At 65.2% G+C, this 18,179-nt stretch carries 17 protein-coding genes; 13 read left to right on the top strand and 4 right to left on the bottom strand.

Annotation, left to right across the window (positions count from 1 at the left end; genetic code table 11):
- The first annotated feature begins 67 nt into the window (after nucleotides 1–67).
- From recA to AC1DYU_RS01155, 4 genes are all read left to right on the top strand, one after another.
- Nucleotides 68–1,153: a recombinase RecA gene (gene recA, locus AC1DYU_RS01170; protein ID WP_476790062.1), complete on the top strand. Its 1,086-nt coding sequence runs from the start codon at nucleotides 68–70 to the stop codon at nucleotides 1,151–1,153.
- Between the two features lie 329 nt (nucleotides 1,154–1,482).
- Nucleotides 1,483–4,125 (top strand): alanine--tRNA ligase, encoded by a 2,643-nt coding sequence (gene alaS / locus AC1DYU_RS01165; protein WP_476790061.1) that lies wholly within the window; start codon nucleotides 1,483–1,485, stop codon nucleotides 4,123–4,125.
- 4 nt (nucleotides 4,126–4,129) lie between these two features.
- Nucleotides 4,130–5,293 (top strand): cyclic nucleotide-gated ion channel, encoded by a 1,164-nt coding sequence (locus AC1DYU_RS01160; protein ID WP_476790060.1) that lies wholly within the window; start codon nucleotides 4,130–4,132, stop codon nucleotides 5,291–5,293.
- Nucleotides 5,290–5,934 (top strand): hypothetical protein, encoded by a 645-nt coding sequence (locus AC1DYU_RS01155; RefSeq protein ID WP_476790059.1) that lies wholly within the window; start codon nucleotides 5,290–5,292, stop codon nucleotides 5,932–5,934. The genes AC1DYU_RS01160 and AC1DYU_RS01155 overlap by 4 nt, the downstream gene beginning before the upstream one ends.
- A gap of 88 nt (nucleotides 5,935–6,022) precedes the next feature.
- Here the strand turns inward: AC1DYU_RS01155 and AC1DYU_RS01150 are convergent, their stop codons facing one another.
- Together AC1DYU_RS01150 and AC1DYU_RS01145 are read right to left on the bottom strand one after the other, a co-directional pair.
- Nucleotides 6,023–7,399 carry a PIN-like domain-containing protein gene (locus AC1DYU_RS01150; protein WP_476790058.1) on the bottom strand — a complete coding sequence of 459 codons (1,377 nt, stop codon included), beginning with the start codon at nucleotides 7,397–7,399 and terminating at the stop codon, nucleotides 6,023–6,025.
- A 920-nt stretch (nucleotides 7,400–8,319) separates the two neighbouring features.
- On the bottom strand, nucleotides 8,320–9,534 hold the full coding sequence (locus AC1DYU_RS01145) for an NADP-dependent isocitrate dehydrogenase (protein ID WP_476790057.1): 1,215 nt from the start codon (nucleotides 9,532–9,534) through the stop codon (nucleotides 8,320–8,322).
- A gap of 245 nt (nucleotides 9,535–9,779) precedes the next feature.
- Here AC1DYU_RS01145 and AC1DYU_RS01140 point away from each other — a divergent pair, with 245 nt between their 5' ends.
- The 4 genes from AC1DYU_RS01140 (at nucleotide 9,780) to AC1DYU_RS01125 (ending at nucleotide 12,680) form a co-directional block, all read left to right on the top strand.
- Complete coding sequence (locus tag AC1DYU_RS01140) at nucleotides 9,780–10,610, top strand: hypothetical protein (RefSeq protein WP_476790056.1); 831 nt, start codon at nucleotides 9,780–9,782, stop codon at nucleotides 10,608–10,610.
- 54 nt (nucleotides 10,611–10,664) lie between these two features.
- Complete coding sequence (locus AC1DYU_RS01135) at nucleotides 10,665–11,387, top strand: SDR family NAD(P)-dependent oxidoreductase (protein ID WP_476790055.1); 723 nt, start codon at nucleotides 10,665–10,667, stop codon at nucleotides 11,385–11,387.
- A gap of 107 nt (nucleotides 11,388–11,494) precedes the next feature.
- Complete coding sequence (locus tag AC1DYU_RS01130; RefSeq protein WP_108048788.1) at nucleotides 11,495–12,040, top strand: 2,4'-dihydroxyacetophenone dioxygenase family protein; 546 nt, start codon at nucleotides 11,495–11,497, stop codon at nucleotides 12,038–12,040.
- Nucleotides 12,041–12,056: 16 nt separating this feature from the next.
- On the top strand, nucleotides 12,057–12,680 hold the full coding sequence (locus AC1DYU_RS01125) for a hypothetical protein (protein ID WP_476790054.1): 624 nt from the start codon (nucleotides 12,057–12,059) through the stop codon (nucleotides 12,678–12,680).
- A gap of 23 nt (nucleotides 12,681–12,703) precedes the next feature.
- On the opposite strand, the gene AC1DYU_RS01120 is transcribed toward AC1DYU_RS01125, so the two are convergent.
- Nucleotides 12,704–13,111, bottom strand: a complete 408-nt coding sequence (locus tag AC1DYU_RS01120; protein WP_476790053.1) for a flagellar assembly protein FliX — start codon at nucleotides 13,109–13,111, stop codon at nucleotides 12,704–12,706.
- A gap of 226 nt (nucleotides 13,112–13,337) precedes the next feature.
- Between AC1DYU_RS01120 and AC1DYU_RS01115 the strand changes: the two genes are divergently transcribed.
- The 5 genes from AC1DYU_RS01115 (at nucleotide 13,338) to AC1DYU_RS01095 (ending at nucleotide 17,535) form a co-directional block, all read left to right on the top strand.
- Complete coding sequence (locus tag AC1DYU_RS01115) at nucleotides 13,338–14,471, top strand: flagellar basal body P-ring protein FlgI (protein ID WP_476790052.1); 1,134 nt, start codon at nucleotides 13,338–13,340, stop codon at nucleotides 14,469–14,471.
- The gene (locus tag AC1DYU_RS01110) at nucleotides 14,471–14,845 is read left to right on the top strand and encodes a rod-binding protein (protein WP_158486496.1); all 375 of its coding nucleotides are present in this window, start codon (nucleotides 14,471–14,473) and stop codon (nucleotides 14,843–14,845) included. The genes AC1DYU_RS01115 and AC1DYU_RS01110 overlap by 1 nt, the downstream gene beginning before the upstream one ends.
- Nucleotides 14,832–15,320, top strand: coding sequence for a hypothetical protein (locus tag AC1DYU_RS01105; RefSeq protein ID WP_158486497.1), 489 nt, complete (start codon nucleotides 14,832–14,834; stop codon nucleotides 15,318–15,320). The genes AC1DYU_RS01110 and AC1DYU_RS01105 overlap by 14 nt, the downstream gene beginning before the upstream one ends.
- Nucleotides 15,321–15,481: 161 nt before the next feature.
- Nucleotides 15,482–15,952 (top strand): hypothetical protein, encoded by a 471-nt coding sequence (locus AC1DYU_RS01100; RefSeq protein ID WP_158486498.1) that lies wholly within the window; start codon nucleotides 15,482–15,484, stop codon nucleotides 15,950–15,952.
- Nucleotides 15,953–16,194: 242 nt separating this feature from the next.
- On the top strand, nucleotides 16,195–17,535 hold the full coding sequence (locus tag AC1DYU_RS01095) for a flagellin N-terminal helical domain-containing protein (protein ID WP_476790051.1): 1,341 nt from the start codon (nucleotides 16,195–16,197) through the stop codon (nucleotides 17,533–17,535).
- A gap of 237 nt (nucleotides 17,536–17,772) precedes the next feature.
- Here AC1DYU_RS01095 and AC1DYU_RS01090 read toward each other — a convergent pair whose 3' ends face one another.
- A complete protein-coding gene (locus AC1DYU_RS01090) occupies nucleotides 17,773–18,057 on the bottom strand; it encodes a GIY-YIG nuclease family protein (RefSeq protein WP_158486500.1) in 285 nt (94 codons plus the stop codon).
- Nucleotides 18,058–18,179: the final 122 nt, after the last annotated feature.

The following is an 18,179-nucleotide window of genomic DNA, read 5'->3' as shown; positions in this document are numbered from 1 at the left end:
ATGACCAATCTTGGTCACCGGCGCGGATTGAGATGTCCCCGCGCCCCTGCCATAAGGAGCGCAAGTCGTGAGTCAGGCGAATCTCAAGCTCGTGGAAGGTTCCTCGATGGACAAGGCCAAAGCGCTGGATGCAGCGCTCTCGCAGATCGAGCGCGCCTTCGGCAAGGGCTCGATCATGCGGCTGGGCAAGAACCAGCAGGCGATCGAAATCGAGACGATCTCGACCGGCTCGCTCGGCCTCGACATCGCGCTCGGCGTCGGCGGCCTGCCGCGCGGCCGCGTCATCGAGATCTACGGCCCGGAATCCTCCGGCAAAACGACGCTGGCGCTGCACACCATCGCCGAGGCCCAGAAGAAGGGCGGCGTCTGCGCCTTCGTCGATGCCGAGCACGCGCTCGATCCGGTCTATGCCCGCAAGCTCGGCGTCAATCTCGACGACCTCTTGATCTCGCAGCCCGACACCGGCGAGCAGGCGCTCGAGATCACCGACACGCTGGTGCGCTCCGGCGCGATCGACGTGCTCGTGATCGACTCGGTCGCGGCCCTGACGCCGCGCGCCGAAATCGAGGGCGAGATGGGCGACGTCCAGCCCGGCCTCCAGGCCCGCCTGATGAGCCAGGCGCTGCGCAAGCTGACCGCCTCGATCTCGCGCTCGAACTGCATGGTCATCTTCATCAACCAGATCCGCATGAAGATCGGCGTGATGTATGGCTCGCCCGAGACCACCACCGGCGGCAATGCGCTGAAGTTCTACGCCTCGGTGCGCCTCGACATCCGCCGCGTCGCGACGCTGAAGGACCGCGAGGAGGCCACCGGCAACCAGGTCCGCGTCAAGGTCGTCAAGAACAAGGTCGCCCCGCCCTTCAAGCAGGTCGAGTTCGACATCATGTTCGGCGAGGGCATCTCCAAGGTCGGCGAACTCGTCGATCTCGGCGTCAAGGCCGGCATGGTCGAGAAATCCGGCGCCTGGTTCTCCTTCGACAGCCAGCGCCTCGGCCAGGGCCGCGAGAACGCCAAGGCCTTCCTCAAGGCCAATCCCGAGATGGCCGCCAAGATCGAGGCGACGATCCGGCAGAATTCCGGCCTGGTCGCCGAGCGCATCCTCGACGAGGCGACGCCCAGCGCCGACGATCTCGACGAGGGCGAGGCCTGAACCGCTCTCCCGCGGAACGGCGGCGGCAAGTAAAGAACGCCGTCATCCCGGAGGCAGCGGAGCGGATATCCGGGATCCATTCCGGAGCATGTGCGGGTGAGGTTCCGGAATGGATTCCGGGTCTCCCTACGGTCGCCTGGAATGACGGCGCGCTGATATGGAAATGACATCGATATGGACGCGGGCGGCCTTCCACGGCCGCCCGTTTTTGTTAGGTCTCAGCACCTTGGACGCCGGCTTTCTGGACAGGCGCAAAAGGCCTGACTAGAACCGGTGTCCCTGCCGGATATCCCGGCCCCAGACACATAAGCACCAGAGTCCTGATCGAGATGAGCGGCGTCAACGAAATCCGGTCCACCTTCCTCGATTACTTCAAGGGCCAGGGCCATGAGGTGGTGGCGTCGAGCCCGCTCGTGCCGCGCAACGACCCGACGCTGATGTTCGCCAATTCCGGCATGGTGCAGTTCAAGAACGTCTTCACCGGCCAGGAGAAGCGACCCTACCAGCGCGCCACCACCGCGCAGAAATGCGTCCGCGCCGGCGGCAAGCACAACGACCTCGACAATGTCGGCTACACCGCCCGCCACCACACCTTCTTCGAGATGCTGGGCAACTTCTCCTTCGGCGACTACTTCAAGGAACAGGCGATCAGCCATGCCTGGACCCTGGTCACGCGCGAATACGGCCTGCCCAAGGACAAGCTGACGGTCACGGTCTACTCCGAGGACGACGAGGCGCACGCGCTCTGGAAGAAGATCGCCGGCCTCTCCGACAGCAAGATCATCCGCATCCCGACTTCGGATAATTTCTGGCGCATGGGCGACACCGGCCCCTGCGGCCCCTGCTCCGAGATTTTCTACGACCATGGCGACCACATCCCCGGCGGCCCTCCGGGCTCCCCCGACGAGGATGGCGACCGCTTCATCGAGATCTGGAATCTCGTCTTCATGCAGTATGAAGAGGCGGCAGGCGGCATCCGCACGGATCTGCCGCACCCCTCGATCGACACCGGCATGGGCCTCGAGCGCATCGCCGCGGTGCTCCAGGGCACCCATGACAACTACGCGATCGACCTGTTCGCGGCCCTGATCGGCGCCATCGCCGAGATGACGAACGTCGCCTCGGACGGCCCGATGAAGGCGAGCCATCGCGTCATCGCCGATCATCTGCGCTGCTCGGCCTTCCTGATTGCCGATGGCGTGCTGCCCTCCAATGAAGGCCGCGGCTATGTGCTGCGCCGGATCATGCGCCGCGGCATGCGCCACGCCCAGCTGCTCGGCGCCAAGGACCCGCTGCTTCACCGGCTGGTGCCGGTCCTGACCCGCGAGATGGGCCGCGCCTATCCCGAATTGCTGCGGGCCGAGGCCCTGATCAGCGAGACGTTGCAACTGGAAGAGACCCGTTTCCGCACCACGCTGGCGCGCGGCCTGACCCTGCTCGACGACGCGGCCAAGGACCTGACCGAGGGCCAGAGCCTGAAAGGCGACGTCGCCTTCACCCTCTACGACACCTATGGCTTCCCGCTCGACCTGACGCAGGATGCGCTGCGCGCGCGCGGCGTCTCGGTCGATATCGAGGGCTTCGACGCCGCGATGCAGCAGCAGAAGGCCAAGGCCCGCGCCGCCTGGGCCGGCACCGGCGAGGCCGCAACCGAGAAGCTCTGGTTCCCCTTGCGCGACAAGCTCGGTGCCACCGAGTTCCTCGGCTACGACACCGAGACAGCCGAGGGCGTGGTCACCGCGCTGATCCGGGACAATGCCGAGGTCGAGAGCCTGAAGGCCGGCGAGAGCGGGCTGATGATCGTCAACCAGACGCCGTTCTACGGCGAATCCGGCGGACAGGTCGGCGATGCCGGCAGCGTTCGCGGACCCGGCTTGCTGGCCGACATCGGCGATGTCCAGAAGAAGCTCGGCGATGTCTTCGCCCATGCCGTCACCGTCAGGGAGGGCGAGCTCAAGCGCGGACAGCCCGTTGAACTGCGCGTCGATCATGCCCGCCGCAGCGCGATCCGCGCCAACCATTCGGCGACGCATCTGCTGCATGAGGCGCTGCGGCTGGTCCTCGGCGACCATGTCGCGCAGAAGGGCTCGCTGGTCTCGCCCGACCGCCTGCGCTTCGACTTCTCGCATCCCAAGCCGATCTCGGACGAGGAACTGCGCGAGGTCGAGGAGATCGCCAACGCGATCGTCTTGCGCAACGAGCCGGTGACCACCCGCCTGATGAGCGTCGACGAGGCGATTGCCTCGGGCGCCCGCGCCCTCTTCGGCGAGAAATATGGCGACGAGGTTCGCGTCGTCGCGATGGGCACCAACGCGACCGGCAAGCCCTACTCGATCGAACTCTGCGGTGGCACCCATGCCGGGCGCACCGGCGATATCGGCCTTGTCAGCGTCGTTGGCGAAAGCGCCGTCGCAGCCGGTGTGCGCCGACTCGAGGCGATGACCGGCAATGGCGCCCGCTTGCGCCTCAACGCCGAGTCCCGCCTGCTCGACGGGCTGGCCAGCCTGCTGAAGGTTCCCGCAGCCGAGGCCGGCCCGCGCCTCGCCGCGCTGATCGAAGAGCGCCGCAAGCTCGACCGCGATCTGAGCGACGCCCGCAAGAAGCTCGCCATGGGCGGCGGCGGCGCGGCCGAAGACCCGATCCAGGAGATTGCCGGCGCCAGGCTGCTGGCGCGCGCGGTCACCGGCGTCGAGATGAAGGACCTCAAGAGCCTGGCCGACGAGGCCAAGTCGCGCGTCGGCTCCGGCGTCGTCGTCATCGTCGGCGTGGCCGAGGATGGCAAGGCTGGTGTCGTTGTCGGCGTCACGCCCGACATGACCGAGCGCTTCGACGCGGTCGCGCTGGTGCGCGCAGCGTCGGAGGCACTCGGCGGCAAGGGCGGCGGCGGGCGGCGCGATATGGCGCAGGCCGGCGGGCCGGACGGCACGAAAGCGCAGGAAGCGCTCGACGCCGTCGCCGCGGCGATGGGCTGAGACGATGGGCGCCGCCTCCTCTCTCGCGGGATGGCGGCGCCGGGTTCACCTCTGGATCGACCATGGCGCCGGCGACGATGCGGTCGCGGTCTGGATTCACAGCGGCCTCGTCCTGCTGATCTGCGCCAATGTCGCCGCGATCGTGCTGGAATCGGTCCCCCAGTTGGCCCAGCGTTTCGGCCCGGCCTTCCAGGCGTTCGAGGCGGTTTCGCTCGTCATCTTTGCGCTGGAATACGCCGCCCGCCTGTGGGCCGCTCCCGAACATGCGCGCTATCGCGCGCTCAAGCCGACCCGCGCGCGCCTCGCCTATGCGATGTCGCTGCCGGCGATCATCGATCTGCTGGCGACCTTGCCGCTCGCCTTTGCCCTCTTCGGGCTCGGCGAGCTCAAGGTGCTGCTGCTGCTGCGCCTGCTGCGCTTCTTCAAGCTCGGCCGCTATTCGCCCGGCATGGCTTCGCTCGCGGCCGCGCTCTCGGCCGAGCGCAAGGCCCTCTTCGCCTGCTTCGTCGTACTGATGGGCGTCATGCTGATGGCCGCCAGCGTGATGCATCTCGTCGAGCACGAGGCGCAGCCCGACAAGTTCGGCACGATTCCCGATGCGATGTGGTGGGCGATCATCACCCTGACCACCGTCGGCTATGGCGACGTCTTCCCGATCACCGCGCCCGGCAAGGTCGTCGCGGCGGTGACGGCGGTGCTTGGCCTCGTCATGCTGGCGCTGCCGGTCGGCATCGTCGCGACCGCCTTCGCGCAGGAGATCCATCGCCGCGAATTCGTCGTGACCTGGAGCATGATCGCAAGCGTGCCGCTTTTCGGCCAACTCGATGCCGTCGAGATCGCCGAGGTCATGCAGTTCCTGCGGGCCCGGACGGTCAAGAGCGGCGCGGTCGTGGCCCATGAGGGCGAGCCCTTGCAGGCGTTCTATTTCGTCGCCAGCGGCGAGGTCGAGATTGCGCGGCCGGATGGGAGGAGCACATTGGACGAAGGCCATTTCTTCGGTGCGCTGACGCTGGACGATGTCGCGATCACCAGCCACTCGCCCTGCGTCAGCGCGGCTGTCGCGACCGCGCCGACCAAGCTGCTGGTGCTCGACCAGATCGATTTCCGGGCCTTGACCGCACGCAGCCCCAGGCTCGCCGCCCATATCCGGGCGCTGGCGCGGGCATGAAGCCAGCCGCCCTGCTCGCGCTCGCCATGGTCGCATTCGCGGTCATACCGGCGTCCCCATCCGCACAGGCACAGCCGCGCCGCCCCACCGCGCCGCCGCCGGCAGGCCCGGCAATCTCCGCCTCGCAGCGCGTCATGGCCGGCTCGATGCTGAGCGTGATCGTCAGCCACGCGCCGGCGGGCGCGCGGCTTGCCATTGCGCGCCCCGGCAGCCCGGCAGCCAGCGCCATCCTGGTCGAGGACATCGGCCCCCGCCCCTCCATCACCGTCCCGGTGCCCGGCGTGGCCGCGACCTACGAACTGCGGCTGACGCGCGACGAAGCGGGCACACCGGTCATCCTGCTGACGCAGCCGCTGGTCGCGACGGAAGCGCAGGCGACGCTCGCCGCGCCAGCCCGCATCGGGCGCGGGGCGAGTTTCCCGGTGCGCGGCATCGGCCCCAATGGCGAGCGCGACCGCGTCGTCCTGGTCCCGAAGGACGCACCAGCGGATGCCCCCGGCCCGAGCTTCTTCCCGGCCGAGAATGTCGAGGCGACGCTGGACGCGCCCGACACGCCCGGAGACTACGAACTCCGCTACGTCATGAACGCGCCGCTCGCGGAAGGGCGGGTGATGGCGCGGCAAGGGGTTGTGGTTGAGTGAGAGCGGTGCGGCGCGCAAAGCAAATACGGAGCGGCCAGCTTTAAATCCAAATTTTACTAAAATCAACTCGTCAGAAATGGGATATAAATCATGGTGCAATTATAGAATTCCCAGATCTTGAAACAGAAAACGCTAAATTAAGAATGTAAAAATTGGGATTCTCAGGAGCATTAGCATTAATCATCCTAACAACAATGGCATTTCCAGAATCATCCATATAGCACGCCATTTGACCAGTCGAGACTCGGAATGCCTCATTCGCGGCCGTCACCCCGTTGAGATCCACTAGCTGCCCTGAAGTTCCAATTGGAACTGAGTAAAGTTTATCTCGGCCGTTCGGGTATACCCACATTGCGTTCAACCCAGCCTCGGAAACGTTGAACTTAAATATTATATCTTCCGATACGAATGTGATGTCTTCGCCTCCGTATCTTAATCGGAAGTTGCCGACCGCAGCAGAATTAATCGACGCACGAGCACTATTTATGGTAGGCCGTAGATTATCCGCCCAATAAGTCGCGCGGATGACGTTATTAGCCGTAATCTCAGCCTTTTCTACCTCGATTACTACTTCTTGTGCGACATCCATTTCACGAAGTACATCGTGAAATTCTACCAGCCTAATGTTTTTTCCGCCTGAATGCTTTCTGTATTCGGCTACGAGTTCCGGCCGCGGATACGCACCGCGGCCATTTACGCGAACGAACCAATCGGCCTTCTCCTCACCCGTAACGAATATCATATCCTTCTTCTGAACGGCGCCTAGGGCCAAGAGCGACTTCCAGATCAAGAAATCGCCAATGCCAGTGTCAGTTTTTCCGCCGTCTTTATAGCCAGGCGGAATACGCTCGCGAAGTCTCACTTTCCACTCTGCCAGAATCTCTTCATTCGGTTGAGTTGGCGCAATGATATTTTCAACATCGAAAACCGAATCATAGACACTTGTCACGGGATCGTCTCCACTCCAGGATTCGACCTGACGCTCGACTTTTTCTAACGCAGCAGTGTACTGCTTCTTGGCCTCTGCCAAGGCTTCGCTAGCAATAGACATCTCTGCGCTGCCTTCGACGCCCCTTAGAATAGGCGACAAATTCGTTTCTCCGATATTTATACGCGATTTCACATCGCCGATCATTTTCAACAGTTCGGCCAATTTTTTATCACGATGAATTATAAATTCCCGTGCAACTCTGGCAGGAAGGAATAATCGGTTGGTCGCTCGCAGTTCTTGGTAGAATTTCTGGAGTTTAGGGAGGCCATCCTTCCGAATGGTGTAAGGCAGCAAAAGGACGTTGGTATCGACAGCTACAATTACGTCAGGGCTAGAGGTTTTGCTTACCCGGTATGGTTTGAAAATCTGACTTGCGTCCTCGAAGACACCCTCAAGCCGGAATGGATCCGTCCCATCAAGCTCCAGATTGTCATCGGTTCGTTTTGCCGGTTTTGCCTCGTTCGCTGCAGTCATTGGAACCCGGCCCTAGCGTGCAAAGTGTAGGTACTTCACTGCTTGTTGGCGCGAATTTCAATGGTATCTGCGCCGCCATCCACGGCCATGCATCGGGACTTTGGTGCCGAGTATACGACGACGACACGAGTTCACTGGTTAAATCGGTAGCGCGGTGCGTTCCGCCCGCATCCACGCCTGCGGGTATGTCCCCCTCCCATTATCCCCGCCCCACCATCCCATGCCTATCCTCCCCGCGCTGTGCCCGACCAAGAGGGCTGTCGCGAGGCGTCGTGCGGCCGGGTGCAGTTGCGCGTTTCGTGAGGTCTCGCCGTCGCTGGCGAGGCCTTGCGGAGGCGATCCGGGCCGGCGTCCCTTAGCCAGGGGCAATGGCCCGTTGCCGCCCAAAATCCCCGCGCGCGGAGCCGGGCGGCGCGAGATCGGCGTCGCATCGACATCTCGACATCGACTCATCGACATCGGCACGCGGCAAAGCCCGCGCGCCACCCGGCTCCGCGCATCCCCTTCGGGATCGTCTGTGCGAAACCCCGCGGCCCTGGGCCGGACGGGGCTTTTGGCACGGGCATGTGCATGGGCGCGGGGAACCCCTCTCCTGTAAGGAGAGGGGCAGGGGTGAGGTGTCGGCCCCTGGACCAGTCAAACTCCATCATTCTCGGGCGTAGCGAAGCGCAGACCCGAGAATCTCCGGCAGGAGATACTCGGGTCAAGCCCGAGCATGACGCGGATAACGGCCGACCCCTCACCCTGCCTTCTCCCTACGGGAGAGGGTTCCCCGCGCCCCTGCCATAACCGCGACGCCTGTTTCCTCGTCCTCCGTGCGGAGAAAGTCGTCCTTCGCCGCAGCCCAGTCTCGCCGCCCATGAAAAAAAGCCCGACCGTCGCCGGCCGGGCTCTCATTGTCTCGCGAGGGCTCAGCCCGCTCAGGCGGACATCGCCTTGCGCAGGTTGTCGCTGACCTTGTCGAGGAAGCCGGTGGTCGAGAGGAACTTCTGCTCGGGGCCGACCAGCAGGGCGAGATCCTTGGTCATGTCGCCGGCCTCGACCGTATCGACCGTGACCTTCTCCAGCAGCGAGGCGAACTTCGCCAGCTCGGCATTGTTGTCGAGCTTTGCGCGATGCGAGAGACCGCGGGTCCAGGCGAAGATCGAGGCAATCGAGTTCGTCGAGGTCTCCTTGCCCTTCTGGTGCTCGCGGTAATGGCGCGTCACCGTGCCGTGGGCGGCCTCGGCCTCGACGGTCTTGCCGTCCGGCGTCATCAGCACCGAGGTCATCAGGCCGAGCGAGCCGAAGCCCTGCGCGACGGTGTCCGACTGCACGTCGCCATCGTAGTTCTTGCAGGCCCAGACATAGCCGCCCGACCACTTCATCGCCGAGGCCACCATGTCGTCGATCAGCCGGTGCTCATAGGTGATGCCGAGCTTGTCGAATTCCGCCTTGAACTCGGCCTGATAGATTTCCTCGAAGATGTCCTTGAAGCGCCCGTCATAGGTCTTGAGGATGGTGTTCTTGGTCGAGAGATAGACCGGGTATTTGCGGATCAGGCCGTAGTTCAGCGAGGCGCGGGCGAAGTCGCGGATCGACTCGTCGAGGTTGTACATCGCCATGGCGACGCCGGCGTCGGGGGCCTTGAAGACCTCCTTCTCGATCACGGCGCCGTCTTCGCCGACGAACTTGATCGACAGCGTGCCCTTGCCGGGGAACTTGAAGTCGGTGGCGCGGTACTGGTCGCCATAGGCGTGGCGGCCGATGACGATCGGCTGGGTCCAGCCCGGCACAAGGCGCGGCACATTCTTGCAGATGATCGGCTCGCGGAAGATCACGCCGCCGAGGATGTTGCGGATCGTGCCGTTGGGCGACTTCCACATCGACTTGAGGTTGAATTCCTTCACGCGGCCTTCATCGGGCGTGATCGTCGCGCACTTCACCGCGACGCCATGCTTCTTGGTGGCGTTGGCGGCGTCGATCGTGACCTGGTCGTCGGTCGCGTCGCGGTTCTCGACCGAGAGGTCGTAATAGTCGAGCTCGAGGTCGAGATAGGGGAAGATCAGCGTGTCCTTGATCTTCTGCCAGATGATGCGGGTCATCTCGTCGCCGTCCATGTCGACGACCGGATTGGCGACCTTGATCTTGCTCATGTGAAACGACCCCTGCTTCTGGCCAGACTGGAACGGTTCCGGGATGCGGCGAGAGACGCCGCAAGGCGGTTGGCCGCTTCCTAGCGGGTTCCGGCCTGCGAAGGAAGCGCGGCTTTTGGGCAACGGCCCTGCCCCATGTGCCGGCTTTGCTGCACTGCCGCAAAATCGTCAGCTTGCGGATTCAAAAACGTCGGCTTCCCGATCCAGCCTGCATCGCTCGCCACCGTCGCAACGGGACGATCGCCATGCCCTCATCCGTCCCGCTCACGCTCACTGCATCCGCGCGACAGCTCGGCCTTGTCGTCGCGCTCGCCGCGAGCGATCCGGCCGGCGCGCTCGCGCAACAAGCCGATCGGAAGGTCCCACCCGGCATCGCCGCGGCCGACGACTCGGAAACGCAGCTGTTTGCGCCGATACCGCGCTGGGAGGCCCCGCCGCCGCCCGACCCCATCCTGGCGACGCCGAGTTTCATGGCCCCGAGCCTCGACAAGCGCGGCGCGGCGCGCGAGCGCACGGTGCGCAACGGTCTCGCCCGCCCCGAGATCGATGCCACGCCAATCCGTCGCGGGCTCGGACCCACCGCCTCCCCTTTGCCATCCGTCACCGAACGCGCCGTCGGCGTGAAGATCGGCGCTAAGCGGCTCTCCGTCGAAACGGCGATCGTCAGCGGTCAGGGCGCCTGGCAACGCAACGACACGCGTTTCGACTGGAACGTCGCCCGGCGATCTGGCGACGGCAATCTGGTCTGGAGCGCCGCTGCGGGCGGCAATCTCCAGACCTCCGGAAGCGCCGGGCAGAACGCGCAGGCTGTGCTGGGCTACCGGCTCCAGCCGCTCGATATCGTGACCTTGACCACGGAGATCGCGATTGCCGGCAATTACGCTTTCGCGACCGAGAACGGCCTCTCCTCCACCATGACGCCCCGCGTCAAGGTGGTCGCCGATCTGACGCAACCGCTCGCGATGCCCTGGCGGACGGTTCTCGACGTCAATCTCGACCGGCAGGTGCCGATGTCCGGCAACGGCTTCCAGACCAACGCCTCGGCCATGCTGCGGCTGCAACTGCCGACGCCCTGACGGGAGCCGGGACGCGCTCTTCCCGTCCGTGCGGCGGGCCGATAGTCTCGTCTCATGACAAATGCCTCCCCCAAATTCGCCCTCGTCACCGGCGGCACCCGCGGCATCGGCCAGGGTGCCGCGCTCGCTTTGGCGACGGCCGGCTACGACGTCCTCGCCACCGGCCTGACCGCCGAGGAGGTCGCAGGCCCGCCGCCCCACCCGGCCATCCGCCACGCGCAGCTCGACGTGACCAAGGACGATCAGGTCGCGGCCATCGTGGCGTCCTGCCCGCGCCTCGACGCGCTGGTGAACTGCGCCGGCATGATCCAGCGCGGCGGCAAGGAATTCGAGATCGACGCCTTCCGCCTGACGATCGAGGTCAACCTCTCCGGCACGATGCGGATGTGCCTGGCGGCCAAGGACAAGCTCGCGGCCAGCGGCGGCGGCGGTATCGTCAACATCGCCTCGATGCTGACCTTCCACGGCTCGGCTTTCGCGCCGGGCTATGCCGCCTCAAAGGGAGCGATCGGCCAGCTCACCAAATCGCTCGCCGCCGCCTGGGCAACCGACGGCATCCGCGTCAACGCCGTGGCGCCGGGCTGGATCGCGACCGAGCTGACCCGGCCGCTCGTCGAGGACGCCGCCCGCTCGGCGCCGATCCTGGCCCGCACGCCGATGGGCCGCTGGGGTGAGCCCGGCGATGTCGGCGGCGCGATCGCCTTCCTGTTGTCGGATGCGGCGGCCTTCATCACCGGCACGATCCTGCCGGTCGACGGCGGCTATCTGGCCGTCTGAACGGCGAGCCGGAGACCAGAAAACACAACCGGCACAGGGTGATGCCGGATGATCCTGAATCGGGTCCGCAAGGGCCGGCTCACACGACACGCAACGGGAGACACGCGATGAACAAGACCAGCCCCATCCCCGTCGCGGCGAGCGACGCCGAACGCTGGACGCCCTATCGCCACCCGCAGCCGAAGGATTCGCCGCCGGAACTGATCGTCCCCAACGTCATCCCGACCGATGAGCGCATCTGGGTGCCGGTCGACGACAATGTCTGGTTCCGGCCGCTCTGCCTCAGCGTCACCCGCGGCTACTGGATGAACCTGCTGCGGGTCCGCCGCTCCGGCGTGCTCTCGCGCCACCGCCATCCCCAGCCGGTCCATGGCTATGTGCTCAAGGGCCAGTGGCGCTATCTCGAACATGACTGGGTCGCGACGGAAGGAGCCTATGTCTACGAGGCGCCGGGCGAGACGCATACGCTGGTGGTCGATCCCGAGACCGAGGAGATGATCACCATGTTCCAGGTCAACGGCGCAATGATCTATGTCGATCCCGATGGCAAATGCCTCGGCTATGACGACGTCTTCACCCGGCTCGACAAGTGCCGGGCGCATTACGCCACGAACGGCCTGGGCGCGGATTACGCCGACCAGTTCATCCGGTGAACGCCGGATGGGCCCCTTGCCGAACCGAAGCACGCCGAGCCCGCTGACCCGGCGCGCGGCGCTCGCTGGCGCGACGCTGGGCTGGCTCGCCGCGCCGGCCCATGCGGCTGATGTGGTCGATCGTCTCGGCATTCCCGGCCCGCTGACTTTCGACGGCACGAGCTATGTGCTGGCGTGGAGCACCCGCCCTTCTCCTACCTATTTCAAGCAAGAGTATCTTCCAGCCGGGCAGGCAACGGGCAGCTATGACCGGATGCTGATCGTCGAGGTTCTCGATGGCGGCACGACCGTCCAGAGCGCGCTTGCCGCCCAGATGCGCCTGCTGAACCAGCGCAAGGGCACAGACCCGCTGGTCAAGCTCGACATCATCCAGAACCGCCAGACCGGCGAGGCGCTGCTGGATTTCCTGATCAGCGCGCGCGACGCCAAGGGCGGCGAGATCGTCGAGTGGAATGCCTATCGCTACGTGCCACGCAAGAGCAGCGACGGCCGCGAGGGCGTCATGCTCTTCGCCATCAGCCGCCGCGCCTATGGCAGCGACAGGATTCGCAGCTTTCTGACCGAGTTGAAGACGGCACGTCCCGCCGATATCGACCGGCTCGCCCGGCAGTCGCTGCCGTCGGCACGCATCGCGCGCTGACGCCGACCGATAAAGTAGATGCCCTACCGCCCGAGCTTCGCCAGTTCGACGGCGGCGCGCAGCTCGATATGAGCGAGCACATCGTCGAGGCGCGGATCGTCGGTGTTTTCGCGCCGCAGCGCGAGATTGGCCTTGATCTGCTCCAGCTCTGCGATCTGAACGCGGCCCGACAGCAGCGCCGCCTTCAGCCGGTCGAGCCCGTCGAGCAGATCGTGCCCGCGCTTGGCCTGGCGCTTCTTGCGCTCATGCGGTTCTTCATAGGCCTGCACGGCCAAGAGCGTGTCGAGCGGCCCCGCCGCGCTGACGCCGGCGCTGCGCGTAGCTGTCGCGCTTTCCTTGCCGGGCAGTGTGAACGCGGCGCCCCCCGCGCGCCTTGCGGAACCTGCCGGGCCGGCGTTGGAGATGGGCGCGCGCTGGTCGATCCGGATCATGGTCGCCTCGCGTAATTGGTCATGCGAACCCTCGCGCCGGCCTGGTTAACAGACGGTAAACCACCCGGCAGAAACTGCCGCCCCGGCAGTATCGGCAGCCGGGAAGCGACCATCACGACCCTGCGCCCGATTTCCAAACAACTGATAAATCACGACTTTCAAGTTGTCGCCGTCTGGCACGCGGATCGCAAGGGACGTCCCGACCCGTTCTCGAGCCGGTGAGACCATGTTCCGCAAAGCCGCCCTGACATCCCTGGTGAAGCCCCTCGCCGCGTTGCTCGCGCTGGGGCTCGCCCTGGCGGCCGGCCCGGCGCAGGCGCTGTCGCGGATCAAGGACCTCGCCTCGGTCGAGGGCGTGCGTTCCAACCAGATCCTCGGCTATGGCATCGTCGTCGGCCTCAACGGCACCGGCGACACCCTCAACAACGCCCCCTTCACCAAGCAGTCGCTCACCGCGATGCTGGAGCGGCTCGGCGTCAACACCCGCGGCGCCAATATGCGCACCGCCAATGTTGCCGCCGTGATGGTGACGGCCAACCTGCCGCCCTTCGCCACGCAAGGCACCCGGCTCGACGTCACGGTCTCGGCGCTCGGCGACGCCAAGTCGCTGCAGGGCGGCACGCTGCTGGTGACGCCGCTGCTCGGCGCCGATGGCGAGGTCTATGCGGTCTCGCAGGGTCCGGTCGCCATCGCCGGCTTCTCGGCCGAGGGCGACGCCAGCAAGATCACCCGCGGCGTCCCCACCGTCGGCCGCATCGCCAATGGCGGCCTGATCGAGCGCGAGATCGAGTTCGCCCTGAACAAGCTGAAGACGCTGCGCCTGGCGCTGCGCAATCCCGACTTCACCACGGCGCGCCGCATGGCATCCGCGATCAACGATTTCCTCGGCGGCGACGCGGCCGAGCCGACCGACCCCTCGACCGTCGTGCTGCAGATCCCGCCGCGCTTCCAGGGCAACATGATCCGGATGCTCACCGATATCGAGCAGCTCCGGATCGAGCCCGACCAGCTCGCCCGCATCGTCATCGACGAACGCTCCGGCATCATTGTCATGGGCAAGGACGTGCGGGTGTCCACGGTCGCGGTGGCGCAGGGCAACCTCACGGTGACGATCACCGAACAGCCGCAGGTCAGCCAGCCGAACGCGCTTGCGGACGGCCGGACGGTGGTGACGCCGCGAAGCAATGTGAAGGTCGACACCGAAGGCGGCAACAAGCTGGCCATGGTCAAGGAAAGCGTGACCCTCGCCGAACTCGTCGACGGCCTGAATGCACTCGGCATCGGCCCCCGCGACCTGATCTCCATTCTCCAGGCCATCAAGGCGTCCGGCGCCCTCCAGGCCGAAATCGAGGTGATGTGATGAGTGCAACCCTTGCGATACCGGCCGCCAAGCTGGCCCTGGGCGCTGCCGGCAGCGTGATCGGCAGCCTGTCCAACGCGCTCGACCCGGCCAAGGCCAAGGCGAAGAAGCAGGCCGACGATTTCGAGACCATGTTCCTCGAACAGATCACGCAGCAGCTGACGGCGACGTCGCCGGGCAGCGAAGGCCCGCTCGGCGAGAACGGGCTGGGCGGCAACATCTACAAGTCGCAGCTGACCCAGCAATACGCCAAGCAGCTGCAGAAGGCCGGCGGCATCGGCCTGTCCGACCAGATCATGCGCGATCTGCTGCGTGTCCAGGAACAGTCCGCCGCCGCAGCCCAGACCGTCGGAGTGCAGAATGTCGGTTCCTAGGCGCATTCTCGATGAGCGGCCGCGCCTTGCCAGCGCGCACGAGGCCCAGGCGCTGATCGAGGCGGTGCTGGAGGCGCTGTCGGCTTTGTCCCATCTCGTCGGCGAGGAGACCGAACTGGTCCGCGCCGGCCGCCTGCCGGAGGCGATGAAGCGCGAGCCGCGCAAGACTGAACTCGCCGGCATCTATATGCGCGGCGTCGAGCAGGTGAAGCTCAACGCGGTCCTGCTCGCGCGCTTCGTGCCCGAGCAGGTCAAGCGCCTGAAGGCGGCGCATCTCTCGTTCCAGACCCTGATCGAGACCAACCAGATCGTTCTGGCGACGGCTCGCGCCGTCTCGGAATCGATCGTCCGCGATCTGGCCGCCGACGCCAACCGCCCGTCGCGGGCTGCAGGCTACGGCCCGACCGCCACCGTCGGCGCCGGCGCCTTCGCCCGGCCGAACTCGGGACCGCTGATGGTCTCGCGCCGGCTTTGATGCGGCTGACACGTCAACCTTCAATATTTACCTAATTCCCTAACGTCAGATTCAAGATTTTCTGACAGCTTGGTCAGGTTCGGACAGGTGCGCCCTGTTCGGGCGTGAACGGCAAGCAGCGGCACCGCGCCGCTGTGCCCGACTCCAGAAGGAGTGAAACCATGGATTTTGGCACCGCGCCCAGGACGACGCCGGTCGCAGGCGTTCCGATCGTGACCCGCTCCGACGTCGTCGCGACGCAGGGCAGCGTCGCTGTCGAGCTTCCTCCCGAAAAGACGGTCCAGTCCGCCCAGGCCGGCGAGGCCGTCAGGCTCGATATCCGCACGCAGGACCGCGATGCGCGCGCTCGGGACGCGCAGAGCCGCGCCGCCTTCGAGCGCCGTACGGCCGAAAACCAGAAGCAGCAGCGCCAGGCCGATCAGGATCTGGACGAGGCCGTGGAGCGCAAGCTCATCATCGAGCCCCGCACACGCGCCATCGTGCTGCAGAAGAAGGACCAGGACACCGGCGAGACGATCTCGCAGCTGCCCGACGAAACCCTCCTCAAGCTGCGCATCTACTCCCGCGAGCTGACCGAGAGGGCGAGGGACGCCGAAGAGGCCAGCCGCCAGCACATCGAGCGGATCGCCTGACCAGTCACCCTCCCCCTGATCACATCACCTTATAAGCCGCCCGCCTTGCGCGGGCGGTTTGCGTTTGGGGTCCCCTCACGATCCGTAGCGCTGCGTTAACCACGTTGCGAGCAGCCGGCAGACCCGCGGCATTCGACCTTCGAAATTTACCTCCTGTTACGAGCTGGCGCCCAATGGTCCTCGGGTCGCGGCCAGAATGATCGCGACTGCCAGAAGGCACCAAACCAGAAGGGTTTACGATTATGGCCACTGCAATCTCGAATGGCGTTCGTTCTTCGCTCGCCTCGCTCCAGACCATCACCAGCCAGGCTGCCGCCGTCCAGAACCGTCTTGCCACCGGCAAGAAGGTGAACACGGCCGTCGACAACCCGGTCAACTTCTTCACCGCCCAGTCGCTGAACAGCCGCTCGGACTCGCTCAAGGGTCTTCTCGACGGCATCTCCAACGGCATCCAGACCGTCCAGGCCGCTTCCAAGGGCATCGACGGCATCACCAAGCTGGTCGGTTCGCTCCAGTCCACCGTCAAGCAGGCCCAGGCCGACGCGGCTCAGAACCGCCCGAGCAAGGCCGGCACGGCGCTTGCCACCGCGGCTGAAGCCGCTGTGACCAGCAAGAGCCTGAAGGACATCGCCCTCGACAAGCGTGTCGGTGATACGGCCGGCGTTGACGTCCTCGACGACGGTATCGCCAACGCGGCGACTGCCTCCAGCTCGGGTGACTTGGGTATTGTCGAAGCCGACGATACGCTGGCTCTCTCGATCGTCGCCGGTAGCACGACCTATACCGCCTCGTTCGACACCGCCAACGCCACCGTTCGCGACGTCGTCAACGAGATCAACAAGTCGGGCATCGCCACCGCTTTCGTCGACGAAAAGGGCCAGCTCAACGTCAAGGGCACCGGTTCGGAAACCGTTGACTTCGGCTTTGGCTCCGGCACCGACGCCACGACAGCAATCGCCGACGCTGTCACCGGTGGTGCCAACACCGCGATCGGCTTCCTTGCGGCCGATGCCGTGGTGGGTACGTCGGAACTGACCTCGTCGAACGTCACCTCCGCCGTCCGCTCGAACCTCATCCAGCAGTACAACGACCTGCGCACGCAGATCGACGAACTCGCCGAGGATGCTGGCTTCAACGGCGTCAACCTGCTCGGCGGCGACAAGGTCTCGATCCAGTTCAACGAAAAGACTGGCTCCAACCAGTCCAAGCTGGACATCCAGGGCTCGACGATCACCTCCGACAACCTGGGCATCACCCAGGCCACCAATACGCAGCTCACCGGCTTCACCAACTTCCAGAACGACGCGGACCTGACCAAGGCGACCGAGGCGCTGACCGGCGCTCTCACCTCGCTGAAGTCGCTGTCCTCGTCGCTCGGCGCCAACCTGTCGGTCGCTCAGACCCGCCAGGACTTCACCAAGGATCTGGCCGACGTCCTGTCGACCGGCGCCAGCAACCTGGTGAATGCCGACGCCAACGAGGAAGCCGCCAACCTGCTCTCCCTGCAGACCCGCCAGCAGCTGTCGCAGACCGCTCTGTCGCTGTCCTCGCAGTCCGACCAGGCCGTCCTGCGTCTGTTCTGATCCTTCGTCCGCAGAAGCGGGCAAGCCCACAGAATGTGGGCCGAAGACAAGAAGGCGGCGGAGCGCAAGCTCCGCCGCCTTTCTCTTATTCAGACCCTGCCGTCATTCCGGACAAGCCGCGAAGCGGCGCCGATCCGGAATCCATGCCGGAGCACCAGCCCTATGAGGCTCCGGCATGGATTCCGGGTCTCCGCTACGCTGCGCCCGGAATGACGGCGGCGGGTGAAGCCGAAACGATCAATCCAGATGGACAGTGCCATAGTGATCGCCCCAGTTCGGGTTGCTTTTCTCGATCAGCGCAATCTTCCACGCTCTACGCCAGCCTTTGATCCGTGTTTCCTGATCGATCGCTTCATCTGCCCGCTCAAATGCCTCGGCATAGACAAGGCGCCCGACACCATAGCGCTTGGCGAACGCTGAGCCTCTCCCCTCGCGGTGTTCCGTCACGCGTCTGGCGAGGCTGTTGGTCACACCGATATAGAGCGTCCCGTTCTTTTGACTGGCCATGATGTACACCCACATCGACCCTCGTCCCGTCTTCCGGCCATGCCGCTGGGCCGGGGTTACTCCAAGCCATCCGCCATTAACCAATTGTTATCCTTAACAAGGGATTATCGGTCCAGATCAATCCGGACAGGCGTGCG

Source organism: Allobosea sp. P2_B12 (assembly GCF_056404835.1).
Note: the sequence above shows the minus strand (reverse complement) of the source record. Positions and strands in the feature narration are given on the sequence as shown.

What these genes read in the sequence shown, in the direction of transcription:
- alaS (WP_476790061.1), top strand. Translation starts at nt 1,483, where the DNA reads ATGAGCGGCGTCAACGAAATCCGGTCCACCTTCCTCGATTACTTCAAG.
- AC1DYU_RS01160 (WP_476790060.1), top strand. Translation starts at nt 4,130, where the DNA reads ATGGGCGCCGCCTCCTCTCTCGCGGGATGGCGGCGCCGGGTTCACCTC.
- AC1DYU_RS01155 (WP_476790059.1), top strand. Translation starts at nt 5,290, where the DNA reads ATGAAGCCAGCCGCCCTGCTCGCGCTCGCCATGGTCGCATTCGCGGTC.
- AC1DYU_RS01150 (WP_476790058.1), bottom strand. Translation starts at nt 7,399, where the DNA reads ATGACTGCAGCGAACGAGGCAAAACCGGCAAAACGAACCGATGACAAT.
- AC1DYU_RS01145 (WP_476790057.1), bottom strand. Translation starts at nt 9,534, where the DNA reads ATGAGCAAGATCAAGGTCGCCAATCCGGTCGTCGACATGGACGGCGAC.
- AC1DYU_RS01140 (WP_476790056.1), top strand. Translation starts at nt 9,780, where the DNA reads ATGCCCTCATCCGTCCCGCTCACGCTCACTGCATCCGCGCGACAGCTC.
- AC1DYU_RS01135 (WP_476790055.1), top strand. Translation starts at nt 10,665, where the DNA reads ATGACAAATGCCTCCCCCAAATTCGCCCTCGTCACCGGCGGCACCCGC.
- AC1DYU_RS01130 (WP_108048788.1), top strand. Translation starts at nt 11,495, where the DNA reads ATGAACAAGACCAGCCCCATCCCCGTCGCGGCGAGCGACGCCGAACGC.
- AC1DYU_RS01120 (WP_476790053.1), bottom strand. Translation starts at nt 13,111, where the DNA reads ATGATCCGGATCGACCAGCGCGCGCCCATCTCCAACGCCGGCCCGGCA.
- AC1DYU_RS01115 (WP_476790052.1), top strand. Translation starts at nt 13,338, where the DNA reads ATGTTCCGCAAAGCCGCCCTGACATCCCTGGTGAAGCCCCTCGCCGCG.
- AC1DYU_RS01110 (WP_158486496.1), top strand. Translation starts at nt 14,471, where the DNA reads ATGAGTGCAACCCTTGCGATACCGGCCGCCAAGCTGGCCCTGGGCGCT.
- AC1DYU_RS01105 (WP_158486497.1), top strand. Translation starts at nt 14,832, where the DNA reads ATGTCGGTTCCTAGGCGCATTCTCGATGAGCGGCCGCGCCTTGCCAGC.
- AC1DYU_RS01100 (WP_158486498.1), top strand. Translation starts at nt 15,482, where the DNA reads ATGGATTTTGGCACCGCGCCCAGGACGACGCCGGTCGCAGGCGTTCCG.
- AC1DYU_RS01095 (WP_476790051.1), top strand. Translation starts at nt 16,195, where the DNA reads ATGGCCACTGCAATCTCGAATGGCGTTCGTTCTTCGCTCGCCTCGCTC.
- AC1DYU_RS01090 (WP_158486500.1), bottom strand. Translation starts at nt 18,057, where the DNA reads ATGTGGGTGTACATCATGGCCAGTCAAAAGAACGGGACGCTCTATATC.